The sequence below is a fragment of the Pedobacter sp. MC2016-14 genome (assembly GCF_020991475.1).
Taxonomy (GTDB): domain Bacteria; phylum Bacteroidota; class Bacteroidia; order Sphingobacteriales; family Sphingobacteriaceae; genus Pedobacter.
On sequence record NZ_JAJMPA010000002.1, the window covers coordinates 180,453 to 193,648 of the forward strand.

The following is a 13,196-nucleotide window of genomic DNA, read 5'->3' on the forward strand; positions in this document are numbered from 1 at the left end:
GATGGAGGATAAAAAAGTAAAAGAACTATTAGAAAAATACAAGCATGGTGTGCTAAATGCTGAGGAGAGGGCAATCCTGGAAAGCTGGTACAACCATGAAGCAACGCATGGTAAACATGAGCTTAGTGACGCCAGGTTATTGGATAATGTAAACCTGATCGGTGCCGCTTTACCTTTAAAATATCCTGCTAAAACAATTAAGTTGTGGCCAGGCATTGCTGCTGTAGCCGCCGCCGTTATTCTAATTGTAGGCACGATTAGCTTTTATAATTCTGTTACAAATCCAAATGTAAAACAGGACCAAGCCCTTGCAGCTGTAAATGACCTTCCTGCCGGAGGGAGTAAAGCATACTTAACATTGGGCTCTGGCGAAAGGATAGCATTAAGCAACCAAAAAAAAGCCATACTCATCAATGCCGCCAATCTTACTTACAATGATGGAACCGAAATTGATGCCAATGCTGGAGAAAACCTTACCCTAAGCACTCCATTAGGTGGCACATATCAGCTTATTCTGCCAGATCAATCTAAGATATGGCTCAATGCTGGTTCAATAATTAAATTTCCTTCTTCTTTTGCTAAGGCTAAAGTTAGGAGCGTGATTTTAACCGGTGAAGCTTACTTTGAAATTGCCAGGGACAAGTATCATCCATTTATTGTTAAAAGTAATGGGCAGGAAATTAAAGTACTGGGTACTCATTTTAATGTGAACAGTTACAGCGATCGTGAAATTACAAAAACAACCTTGTTGGAAGGGAGCGTAAGAATTAACGAAAACACCTTGATCAAACCTGGCGAGCAGGCAACCGGTTCCGGTAGTAACATTAAAGTAGCACAAGCCGACACAGAGGAAGCTATAGCCTGGAAAAATGGGTATTTTAAATTTAATGAAAACCTGGAAAGCATCATGAACAAAGTAGGCCGATGGTATAATGCTGAAATTATCTATCAGTTTAAACCGGATCCTGCACTTACATTTTCAGGAAAAATATCGCGGTCAAAAAACCTGTCTGATGTGTTAAAAATGATTGAATTTAATGGAGATGTACACTTTAAAGTTGAAGGAAGGAGGATTACCATAATGAAGTAACAACTACTTAAAATGGTAATGCTTAGATGAAGGCCGGGTGTGCGATCAACACCCCCAGCCAATGGTCAGCATTATGTTAACAAAGTATCTTATCCCAATATTAACTAAACAACCAAAAACAAATGTATAAAATTTATACCAATAGAAGGGGTATGCCATGGGGGTATGTCCATAAATTACTGCTAATTATGCGACTGACCACCGTTTTCTTAATAGCTACAATGATGCAGGTAAGTGCGGGTACCTATGCGCAGAAAATTACCCTCCACAAAAAGAATGTACCACTTAGCCAGGTCATAAATGACATTAGAGAGCAGAGCGGATATGATTTCTTTTACAGCAACAAGTTACTAAACAATGCAAAGCTGGTTAGTATCGATGTAAAGGATGCATCGTTAGCGGTGGTGCTGGAAATATGCTTTCGCAATCAGCCTTTAAGTTATAGCGTAGAAAACAAAGGCGTAATGCTCAAAGAAAAAACGCCTTCCCTGATTGACCGTGTGGCTGGGCTCTTAAACGCTATGGATATTCGTGGCGTGATCAGAGATGCCCAGGGAAATCCAATGGCAGGTGCTTCAGTAGTAATCAAAGGAAAAAACCAAATGGTTAAGACCAATGAAAAGGGTGAGTTTTTTATAAAAAATGCCGGGCCAAACGACATTTTAATGGTAACCTTTATTGGGTTTATTACTCAGGAAGTACTTGTTAAAGATGGCTCTGTTATGGATATTGTTCTTAAAGAACAAGTGGCATCTCTAGGAGAAGTTTCAGTATCTACGGGTTATCAGGATATCAAGAGTGCGAAAATGACAGGTGCTGTGGTCACCATTGGGTCTGAAGAGCTTGAAAAGCGTAACGTCACTAATTTGCTAAGCAATTTGGAAGGTAAAGTTCCAGGGCTGGTTTATTATAATGGCGCCACTACCATCAGGGGAATTGGTACCATGATCTCCAGTCAGTCTGTTCTGGTTGTGGTAGATGGCTTTCCGATTGAAGGTTCTGTAGCAGACATCAATCCTTACGATGTGGAAAGTGTAAACGTGCTAAAGGACGCTGCTGCTGCAGCGATATATGGGGCAAGAGCATCAAATGGGGTAATCGTTGTGACCACTAAAAAGGCAAAAGTAAAAGGGAAAACTACAGTAGATTTTTCAACTAACTACAGTTACTTTGAAAAGCCTGATTACACCAACAACAACTACATGACACCAGCAGAACAGGTAGATGTAGAAAGTAAGTTTGCCGATTATTTTTTCAGGGCCAACACCCTGGCTACTTTTGAGGCAAACATTGAAAGTGGACTTTCCATAACACCCGTACAGTATGCCTATTACCAATTTAAAAAGGGCTTAATTACTAATGCCCAATTGCAGGCTCAACTGGATGCCCTGAAGGGCAATGACTTTGCAAAAGAGTACAAAGACAATGCATTGTCTAACCGACAAATCCAGCAATACAACTTTGCGGTAAGAACCAGGGGCGAAAAATCACAATACAGTTTGGTTTTAAATTATAAAGGGGATAATTCGGGGATTATTAATGCTTACGACAGGCAGTTGAATATTTTCTTGAAAGGAAGTTACAACCTGGCCAAATGGATAGATATTGAATATGGCGTAAACACCGTAATGGGAAAAGTACGTTCGCACAACAATACCAATGCAACCAATCCTTTTAATGTGCCTGCCTACTACAGTTTATTTGATGCAACCGGTGCAAGGTCACGCTATTCATTGTCAGACTTTAATATTTACAGCAGTAACAACGCCGTTTTTGAGAGTACTGCCAATATGTATTCTGTTAAATTTAATCATTTAGATGAATTGGAACGGGATTATAACAATACTTCATCGCGTAACAGCAGGTATTATGTGAGCCTTAATATTAAACCTTTAAAAGGGTTGAGCCTGAAGCCTCAATTCCAGTATGAAGATAATTTTACAGAAACACTTGGGTATTCAGAGAAAGAAAGTTACACCATGCGCCACCTGCAAAATACCTTCTCCAGAAGAATCACTACCGGAGCAGGTGGCTTTACAAACCTGTTGCCGGTTGGAGGTAAGCTGGAAACATCCAGGACCAATAGTCCGAGTTATACCGCCCGGTTTCAGGGAAATTATGACCGGGAATTTGGGCGTCATGCCATCTCCATTATGGGGGGGACAGAGTTTAGACAAACCAGAGCAGAGCGTAAAGCAAGCGCATTATTTGGATATGTTGATCAGTTGCAATCCCAATCCAGTACCTCATTAGTTTATGAAACCTTGCGGGCTGTGACAAGTACTTTCTGGAGCACAGGCGTTTTTCCTAATGTGTATTACGGATCAGAGATCAATAGATTTGCAACCTCTGATGTCATTCACCGTTGGGCCTCGGGTTATGCCAATATCACTTATACATTAGATGGGAAGTATAATGCATTCGGCTCATTCAGGAAAGACTATGTGGACATTTACGGTGGAGCAGATAAGTTTCGTGGTCGTCCGCTTTGGTCTGCAGGTTTATCCTGGATTGCATCTGAAGAAGATTTTATCAAAAATATCAAAGCCATCAGCTATTTAAAATTGAGGACAAGTTATGGTGTTACCGGAAATGTGAACCCTGAATATACCGCCAGGCTAACGGGCACCATTGCTGGTAGCAATACCTTTACGCGGGAGCCGATAGCAAATATCCTCATTCCACCTAATGGTCTACTGCGATGGGAGCAGACTGCCACAAGCAATGTTGGATTGGATTTCGCCTTATTCGATCAACGCCTAAGAGGTAATTTTGATATATACGGGAAAAAAGGAACTGACCTTTTTGCCCGTAAAAGATTGGATGCAACGCTTGGATTTGCAAATTTGGTGATCAACAATGGAGACATGTTGAACAACGGTGTAGAACTTGGATTGAACTACGATTGGTTTAAAGCTGGTAAGGACAGTCAAATTGGCTGGGTAAGTTCTATAGTGATTAGTAAGAACAAAAACAGGATCACATCAGTAGACGAAATTGTGACCAATCCGGCTGTACTTGCCGGAAGTGGAACATTTACGATGGGCAATCCGGTTAATTCATTGTATTCTTACCAATTCCGTGGGTTGAGTGCCACTGGGCTACCTCAATGGTTATTATCTGACGGGACCATAACCACGGCTTCTGTGCCATCTGCAGATCTTAAAGCAGTTGTGTTTTCTGGAAATATGGATCCAAGCTTGTCAATGGCATTCAACAATGAAGTAACTTATAAAGGCTTAAGTCTAAGTGTATACACGGTGTATTATGGAGGTCACTATCTGCGTGACAATGCCCCGAGATTGTATGCGAGACCTGAATATGCACCATTGTCTAACACGATCCTTAACAGCTGGACGCCAACCAATACCAATACTAACGTTCCTGGTTTTGGCGAATATTACCTGGCCGCAGCAAATGCCAATCCTTTAGTTTATGCTGATGAGTGGGTGCGATCTGCAGACTTCTTTAAGATTCGGAACTTTATTTTGGGTTATCAGTTGCCCGCAGCTGTAGCCAGGAAAATAGGTACTTCAAATATTAAGTTTCGCCTTCAGGTAGATAATCCAAACATTATCTGGTCAAAAGATAAGCTAACCGTTGACCCGGAAACGGGTGGCTTGAGGGTGCCAACCTCGTATATATTAGGTGTTAATGTTAATTTCTAGAAAAATGAAAAGAACCGTATTAATAATGATGGCTATACTTTCTGTGTTGAATTTTTCATCATGTGAGAAGTATACAGACATCCTCACTCCAAAAGGTAAGAATTTGTTGAGTACTGTTGATGAATTGGAATATTTACTGAACTATAATTTTGGCGCATCAAATGCATTTTACCTTCAGAATCTATATTTGATTGACAATGATATTTATCCGAGATTGGGAAATGTTGCCAATACACTATCCGGACCAAAAACGCTGAATTATGCCATGCTGACTTATGACGAAACCGTTGATAGGGCAATGTTGGCTACCTCAGATCCCTCTTACCTTGAAATGTATTCGGTTATCACCAATCGTTTAAATGTTGTCATCCAACTGGTAGAAGGTGCACCCGGAAACCGGGAGAAAGCGACCCGACTTAAGGCAGAGGCCTTAATATTGCGTGCCTATCTTCATTATATCATAGTTAATGAATATGCAAAAGCCTATAATCCTGCTACAGCAGAACAGGACGGAGGAATTGCTTACATGAACAATATTGATTATGAGACAAGCCCTGTAAAGAACACCGTTGCCCAGGTATATGCCAAAATGCTGGAAGATGTAAATGCGGCCCTTTCTTTGGGCGCATTGCCAGATCTGCCACCAAATAGTACTAAGGTGAGTAAAGCATTTGCCTATGCGGTGAAAGCACAGATATTAATTTCTATGCGCGATTACACAGGTGCCTTAGCCGCCGCGGATACATCGCTGGCATTTAAAAATACATTGGAGGATCATCGACCTTTTGTAGCTACTGGAATAGCTGCAAGACCTGCATATACCGCATCAGACAATTTATACTATGCTACAAATAGTCAGAATCTTCCTACCAACATGGTTGCTACAGTAGAAATTCTAAATAATTATTTTGAACCAGGCAACATTATGAGGTATTACACTACGTGTTATAGTTTTACTTCGGGCGGGGTAAATTATAGCCAAACCAATGCACTTCTTTACGGCATTCCGGGTTCCTTGTTGTTTTATAGTGCAGAATATCAACAAAATAATGCAGGTATGACTGTTTCTGATCCGATGTTTATAAAAGCAGAATGTTTGATACGTACAGGTAAAATTACAGAGGGGATGGAGCTCATTAACTATATCAGGCAAAGAAGGATACGTCCGGTTGATTATATTGCACTTACTGCAACTACTGAACCTGCTGCTATGGCACATTTAAAGAAGTTATCCAGAATTGAATTCCTTTATACCTGGAAAAATTTCGTTAATATCAAACGATGGAACACAGAGGCCGCTTATAAAGAAACTATTACCAGAACAATTTCGGGCATCACTTATACATTGAGGCCAGAATCTCCTATATGGATTTTGCCCTTTCCAAAAATGGCGACTGACTATAATTCGAATTTAACCCAGAATTTTTAAGTACATGATATTGAATATGAAAAGGTTATTGATGTTATTGATCATTCTGATGCCCCTTTTGATCTACGCACAGCGTAAAGATTTCAAAATAGAAGGTAAGTTTGCCTCCGATAAAGTTGCAGGCAAGGTTCACTACAACTATAATGAAAGGGGTATCACTGTCAAAGACAGTGCGGTTGTTGCAAACGGTAAATTTAAGCTTACCGGGAAGATATTGGGTGTGCAGCGTGTTTATTTCAGTTTTGTTCCTGCTGGATTTGCCAATGACAAACAGGCTAAACAAGACTACAGGTCTTTATATATTGAACCCGGTGACTTCAAAATCGTTGCTGATGAATCTTTATCAGGGGCCAAGATTGTTGGATCGGCCATTAATGAGGAATATGAAAAGTACACGGCCCCATTGAATGCCTTGACCCGGGAAAGAAAGCCTGTTTGGGACGAATATATTAAAATCAAAGCAGCAGATCGGAAGATCTTGCCCCGGGCAGGTGAATTGAAAGCTAAGATTGACGAAACTACCCGGAAGCGCGAGACCTTACTAAAGGAATATGTAATAACTCATCCTAAATCTTATTTTAGTATAGAAGCCATAATTGAATTAATGGGTCCATACGTAGTGGTTGAAAGGGTGGAGAAACTTTGGGAGGGTTTGGATCCGGATTTAAAAAGCAGCTACAATGGGAAAATTATAAATTCTGCGATATTGGGCTCAAAGGCTACTGATGTAGGCTCAAAAGCCCCGGCCTTTTCTCAGCCGGATACTTCCGGGAAAATCGTAAACCTGAAAGATATTAAAGGTAAATATGTATTTGTAGATTTCTGGGCTTCCTGGTGCCATCCATGTCGTGCCGAGAATCCTAATGTATTGAAGGCTTATAATGTTTATAAGAATAAGAACTTCACTGTTGTGGGTGTATCTATTGATTTTGAAAAGGATCATGCCAAATGGATAAATGCGATACATGAAGATGGGATGCCATGGACACAATTGCTATCGCCAGCCAATATAGATGGCGGTGCAATGAAAGCATACGGCATCCGCGCAATACCAGCTAATGTGCTTATAGATCCGAACGGTATTATAGTTGCTAAAAACTTACATGGACCGGAACTACAGGAAAAACTTGCTGAAATCCTACAATAATATAAACTGTAACTCTGAAGGCCGACTAACAAGTCGGCCTTTTTATTACCCTTTCCCATCTTCATGTGGTTTATAATTATGCGGGGATTTTTTGCAGCCATAAGAAAGGATTGTGCATTTGGCTCTTTAAAATCCCCTCAGGTGTGAAGGTAGGTTGTACAAGTACTTTTTTATTGTCTTTATTTAAAATATTTGCAGATATTGGCTGCTGTTAACTGCAGGAGTTAAAAATGGAGAAGAGTCAGATTGAGCAGCAATGGTTGGAATTATTCCGTAAGGGAGATGATACTGCACTCTCTTATTTCTTCAAACTGCATTACAAAGCACTCGTTTATTTCGTGGAAGGCCTGATTCAGGACCAGCTGGAAGCAGAGGATGTAGTTGCAGATTGCTTTGTGAAAACCTGGGAGCGGCGGGAAGATTTTGAAACCGTTGCCAATATCAAAGCATTTTTATACATCAGTTGTCGCAATGCCAGTCTAAATTATCTAAAGCACTTAAAAGTGAAGACTGCTGCCCAGCAAAAGTATTTTAAGGAACTAGAGGAGGGTGAAGAAAACATTCTGGCAAAAATTATAGAAACAGAAGTGTTGGTGATCCTGAACCAGGAAATAGAGCATCTGCCAGAAAATTATCGTCACGTATTCCGTTTACTTTACTTTGAACAGCTAAAAACAGATGAAATTGCTGCTCAACTTGGCCTTACTGTACAAACAGTACGGAATTATAAAGCACGAGCAATAGACTTATTGAAGGCTTCTATGCTTAAAAAAGGAATTTCTGAGGTGATGATGCTTGCTTTTTTGACGCTTCTAGGAAAAAAGTAAAAAATATTTTAGTTTTTATGGGTTGTTTTGGTACCTCTTGTTGTTTTTATAATAAACAGGGAAAAAAACATCAACAAATAGATTGAAATCTAAATTATGCTTGAGAAAGAATTTCATATAGCCGAACTTATAGCCAAACATATGCAGGGCGAATTGAACGCCGCTGAGCAGCAGGAACTGAATACCTGGCTTCAGGATTCACCTGTGAACCTCTTGGGCTTTGAGCACTTTTCTAATGCTGAAGAAGTGCAGGAACGTTTGCGTAAACTAAGGTCTGCAGATGAAAATGCTGGATGGAATAAAACGCTGAGTAAAATAGAGAATGGTGTAAACGAGGAAAAGCAAAATATAAAACCACTTTATAAAAACTGGTATAAGTTTGCCGCGGCAGCAATTTTACTGTTGAGCTTAAGTGCAGGAGCCTGGTTTTATTTTGCGGATAATCATAAAATGCCTGAATACGCAAACGATGTGGCACCAGGAAGAAACAGTGCCACTTTAACCCTGGCAGATGGAAGGAAGATTGTTTTATCTAATGCTGTAAAAGGAAAACTGGCTGAGCAGTCTGGTGTAAACATTTCAAAAGATGCCGAAGGTAAACTTGTTTATCATGTGGTACCAAAGGTTACCAGGAATGCCGATCAAACTTCCTTTAATACGCTGTCTACTGCCAATGGTGAACAATACCAGGTGATATTGCCTGATTCTACTAAAGTTTGGTTAAATGCGGCTACGGCTATTAAATTTCCGGCAAGCTTTGCTGGTTTAAAAACCAGGACCATTGAGTTGGTAGGTGAAGCGTACTTTGAGGTTAAGAAGGATAAACAGCATCCTTTTATCGTTAAAGCCGGTACACAGCAGGTAAAAGTGTTGGGAACCCACTTTAATATAAACAGTTATGCAGAAGAAAAAATTACAGCGACAACTTTGATCGAAGGTAGTGTTCAGGTGTCGTCATCCAAAAAAAGCCCTGCTGCGAACATACCAAATGATGTGGTACTAAAACCAGGTGAACAAGCACTGAGCAGCAATACCGCGCTTACTGTAAGCCAGGCAAATATGGAAAATGCATTAGACTGGCACCGGGGAGATTTTGCGTTCAACGACGACGATTTTAGGGCAACCATGCGGAAAATTGCCCGCTGGTATGATGTGGATGTGGTATTTGAGCCTTCGGCACCTGAAGTACTGTTACCTGGAGGTTGGGTTTCGAGATCTAAACACATCTCTGCGGTATTAACTATAATGGAATTAACTGGAAAAGTTCACTTTAAAGTTGAAGGAAGGAGGATTACTGTGACGAAATAAAAGCATCACGGTAATGCTGTGTAAAAAAAACCAGTCCCGATTGGCGTCAGGACTGGCTAAAAGTTCAGCATTATCTTAATAAAAATTTCAGGTATATCAATTTAACAACTAAACTAAACAAATGTATAAATTTTACTCAAAGAAATTGGGTATAGTGACGTGCTATATCAACAAACTCCTGCTCATTATGCGACTAACCACCGTTTTATTAATTGCCGGCATACTACAAGTAAGTGCTGCATCTTATGCGCAAAAAATCTCGCTTACTGAAAAAAATGTTCCTGTACAGCTGATCTTTAAAAAGATCAGAACACAGAGCGGTTATGATTTCTTTTTTGACCGGAACCTGATAAAAAAAGCCAATCTGGTGAGCATTAATGTTAAAAATGCGGATCTGGCAGATGTGCTCAGGATCTGTTTTGAGGATTCGCCTTTAACTTATACCATTGGTGAGAAAACAGTGGTGATTAAAGAAAGGGAGAAAACGATTATTGATAAAGTAGCAGGATACTTTGCTTCCATTACTGTAGCTGGAAAGGTAACAGACGAAAGCGGAAAGGCAATGGTAAATGTAAATGTAGGGGTTAAGAATACCAGGAATTCTACCACTACAAACATGACTGGAAGCTTTATCCTGGCCAATGTAGATGAAGATGCTGTGCTGGTATTTTCTAGCGTAGGTAAGGAAACCCAGGAGGTAAGGGTGAAAGGAAGAACCAAGATTGAAGTAACTATGCACAATAGGATCATTAGCCTTGATGAAGTTAAGGTAGATAATGGTTATCAAATTGCAAAAAAAGGTAATCTGGTAGGTTCCACACAAACTATATTGGCGAAAGAATTATATCTCAATGGTGTAAATACTTTAGAGCAAGCCTTGCAAGGTAAATTGGCGGGGGTTGTGGTAACGAATACTAGCGGTTTAACAGGAACCAAACAAAGAGTTCGTGTTAGGGGTACCTCTACCTTATCCGGTACTCAGGAACCAATTTGGGTAGTGGATGGAATAATTCAGGAAGATCCGATACCTTTTAATGCACAAACTTTAAACTCAAATGGTGACATTAATTCGGATAACTTCGATTACATCAGAACATTTGTTGGAAACTCTATTAGATGGTTAAATCCAATGGATATAGAAGATATTACCGTATTAAAGGATGCTTCTGCAACGGCCATTTACGGTATCAGAGCGGCAAATGGCGTTATTGTAATTACGACTAAAAAAGGTCAGCTAGGCCCACCGGCAATTAGCTATTCCACTAATTTTAGCACTACTGAAAAAGTAACTTACGATAAGTTGAATTTAATGAACTCTAAAGAGCGTGTTGGCGTGTCAAGGGAGATATTTAGTCGTGGCTTAACTTCAAGTTTTGTAAACAGCAACATTGGCTATGCAGGCGCATTAAATGACTACCTTTATAAAAAGACAATTACAGCTGATGAATTTAATGCTAAAGTAAGTGATTTAGAAACAGCGAATACGGATTGGTTTGATTTGCTTTTTCGTGTACCTATAAGCACCGGACACAATTTAAGTGTTTCTGGAGGAAATGGAAATACCCGCTATTATAGCTCTTTTGGATACAATAATTCTAAAGGCACCGCGATAGGCAATGATGTGACGGGTTTTACAGGAAATTTGTCTATGACCTCGCAATTATCCAGAAAATTTAACATATCTGCACGTTTATCTGCTTCGCAAAATAAAACAAATGGATTTTATATTGTAGATCCTTATGGTTATGCTAAAGATGTAAACCGTGCCATACGCGCCTATACTCCAACAGGAGAATTAAACTTTTATCCAAATAAAGATGGTTATTTGTACAATGCCATCAATGAGCGCAATAATACCGGGAATACCAACAAGGTATTGTCTGCCAATGCAAGTATCAATGCCAATTATCAGATCATAGAAGGTTTAAACTTGCAAAGTTTATTTAGCTATAATGCTACCGCAACTGTAGGTGAATCTTACGCTACTGAACAATCCGAGTATATTGCCCGTACCTACAGGTCATATAATTATGGTGCTTATAAAGCAATAGATGCAAATTACAAGCAGAGTAAAATGCCGGTTGGAGGACAGTATAACCTGGATCAAAATAATAGCAATGCCTGGAGCTGGCGTAACAGCCTCTCATACAATAAAGTTTTTAATCAAAAACACGCTGTATCTTTCATGTTTGGCGAGGAAATTAACAGTACCCAGTATACAGGTTATAGCAATACTTCCTTGGGGTATTTAAGAGACAGGGGTAAATCTTTTGCTGTTCTACCTGTAAGCACAGTTACGGGTACCATTACTACAGTAAACCCATTGACAACTTCTTTAGTACCTAAGGTTACAGACAGGCTTAACAATACCATGGGATTGTATTTAACATCTAGCTATAGCTATGACAGCCGTTATGTTTTCAATATGAGTGTGCGTAATGACCGTTCAAACCGTTTTGGCCAGTTTACCAATGAAAAGTTTAACCCTGTTTGGGCGGGAGGTGCTAAATGGAACATTGCCAACGAGAAATGGTTTACCAGAAGCTACTGGTTGTCTAACTTAAGCCTAAGTGGAACTTTTGGTTACCAAAGAAATATAGCGTCCAACGTAAGTCCTGATTTAATCATCAAAATACCAACGGGGGCAACATCAAATAATACGGACACTTATACAGGAGAAACTCTGCTAACAGTGAGTTCACTGCCTTATGGTGATTTGCGCTGGGAAGAAAATTCCAGCATGAATTTAGGCCTTGATTTTGGTTTATTTAACAGCAAAATTTCAGGTTCATTTCAATATTACAGTAAAAGAGGCAGAGAGTTGATTACCAGTTTATCTGTACCTAGTGAATATGGTGTAACGAGTATGCTGGTTAATGGTGGATCAATGAAAAATGAGGGATATGAAGTGACAGCAAGTTTTGTACCTGTACGCACCAAAGATTTTAGCTGGAATGTAACATTGAATACATCTAAAAATACCAATACCGTTACCAAAATTGGACCGCAAGTTGTGAGTTGGGGTACTGCGGTATCAGGAACCTTGAATAAAGTAGGTATGCCTGTTTCTTCATTCTATGCTTTTAGATTTACTGGAATTGACCCGGTAAGTGGTCGTCCGCAAATTGATTTATCTGTAGCAGCAGGTGCCGATCCAAAAGATCCCACCTCATTTATGAATTATGCAGGTAAAATGGATCCTGATTTTACTTCTGGACTGGGCATGAATTTCAGGTACAAAATGCTTACCTTGAATTCAAGCTTTTATTTACAGGTTGGAGGTAAGAAGTTTTTATCCCCTCTTTATACATTAACTCAAAACCTGCCAACCGAGTATCAAAATTTATCTCGTCAATTGCTTGACCGCTGGTCTACAACCAATACAACAGGTTCGGTGCCAGCATTGCCGGATAGCTCAATACCTAAGTTGTTGTTACCAAATGGCAGTGGGGTAGGTGTGGACATTTACGAAATGTATAATTATAGTACAGACAGATTAGTAAGTGCGTCGGCCTTACGTTGTAATAATATCAATTTGGCCTACACTTTATCCGAAAGTTTCGTGAAGCGTTTAAAGTGTAAAAACATCAATATTGGTGCCGGGGTAAGTAATCCATTCGCTATCAATAGCAAAGACTTTAAAGGCTTAGACGCAGAAGTTGCAACTGGTCAGCAACCAAGAACCAGAACCTACACAATCAATTTAAATTTAAGTTTATAATGAAGG

At 39.7% G+C, this 13,196-nt stretch carries 7 protein-coding genes; all 7 read left to right on the forward strand.

Going from position 1 to position 13,196, the window contains the following annotated elements:
* Position 1: 1 nt before the first annotated feature.
* The 7 genes from LPB86_RS13170 to LPB86_RS13200 all read left to right on the forward strand — a co-directional run bounded on the left by LPB86_RS13170 (position 2) and on the right by LPB86_RS13200 (position 13,190).
* On the forward strand, positions 2 to 1,090 hold the full coding sequence (locus LPB86_RS13170) for a FecR family protein (protein WP_230644652.1): 1,089 nt from the start codon (positions 2 to 4) through the stop codon (positions 1,088 to 1,090).
* A 122-nt stretch (positions 1,091 to 1,212) separates the two neighbouring features.
* Positions 1,213 to 4,758, forward strand: coding sequence for a SusC/RagA family TonB-linked outer membrane protein (locus LPB86_RS13175; RefSeq protein WP_230644654.1), 3,546 nt, complete (start codon positions 1,213 to 1,215; stop codon positions 4,756 to 4,758).
* Between the two features lie 4 nt (positions 4,759 to 4,762).
* Positions 4,763 to 6,187 carry a RagB/SusD family nutrient uptake outer membrane protein gene (locus tag LPB86_RS13180; protein WP_230644656.1) on the forward strand — a complete coding sequence of 475 codons (1,425 nt, stop codon included), beginning with the start codon at positions 4,763 to 4,765 and terminating at the stop codon, positions 6,185 to 6,187.
* Positions 6,188 to 6,218: 31 nt separating this feature from the next.
* Positions 6,219 to 7,334, forward strand: a complete 1,116-nt coding sequence (locus LPB86_RS13185; RefSeq protein WP_230644658.1) for a TlpA disulfide reductase family protein — start codon at positions 6,219 to 6,221, stop codon at positions 7,332 to 7,334.
* A gap of 230 nt (positions 7,335 to 7,564) precedes the next feature.
* Complete coding sequence (locus LPB86_RS13190; protein ID WP_230644660.1) at positions 7,565 to 8,161, forward strand: RNA polymerase sigma-70 factor; 597 nt, start codon at positions 7,565 to 7,567, stop codon at positions 8,159 to 8,161.
* Between the two features lie 96 nt (positions 8,162 to 8,257).
* Positions 8,258 to 9,469, forward strand: coding sequence for a FecR family protein (locus tag LPB86_RS13195; RefSeq protein ID WP_230644662.1), 1,212 nt, complete (start codon positions 8,258 to 8,260; stop codon positions 9,467 to 9,469).
* Between the two features lie 121 nt (positions 9,470 to 9,590).
* Positions 9,591 to 13,190 carry a SusC/RagA family TonB-linked outer membrane protein gene (locus tag LPB86_RS13200; RefSeq protein ID WP_230644664.1) on the forward strand — a complete coding sequence of 1,200 codons (3,600 nt, stop codon included), beginning with the start codon at positions 9,591 to 9,593 and terminating at the stop codon, positions 13,188 to 13,190.
* The last annotated feature ends 6 nt before the right edge of the window (positions 13,191 to 13,196 follow it).

What these genes read in the sequence shown, in the direction of transcription:
- LPB86_RS13170 (WP_230644652.1), top strand. Translation starts at nt 2, where the DNA reads ATGGAGGATAAAAAAGTAAAAGAACTATTAGAAAAATACAAGCATGGT.
- LPB86_RS13175 (WP_230644654.1), top strand. Translation starts at nt 1,213, where the DNA reads ATGTATAAAATTTATACCAATAGAAGGGGTATGCCATGGGGGTATGTC.
- LPB86_RS13180 (WP_230644656.1), top strand. Translation starts at nt 4,763, where the DNA reads ATGAAAAGAACCGTATTAATAATGATGGCTATACTTTCTGTGTTGAAT.
- LPB86_RS13185 (WP_230644658.1), top strand. Translation starts at nt 6,219, where the DNA reads ATGTTATTGATCATTCTGATGCCCCTTTTGATCTACGCACAGCGTAAA.
- LPB86_RS13190 (WP_230644660.1), top strand. Translation starts at nt 7,565, where the DNA reads ATGGAGAAGAGTCAGATTGAGCAGCAATGGTTGGAATTATTCCGTAAG.
- LPB86_RS13195 (WP_230644662.1), top strand. Translation starts at nt 8,258, where the DNA reads ATGCTTGAGAAAGAATTTCATATAGCCGAACTTATAGCCAAACATATG.
- LPB86_RS13200 (WP_230644664.1), top strand. Translation starts at nt 9,591, where the DNA reads ATGTATAAATTTTACTCAAAGAAATTGGGTATAGTGACGTGCTATATC.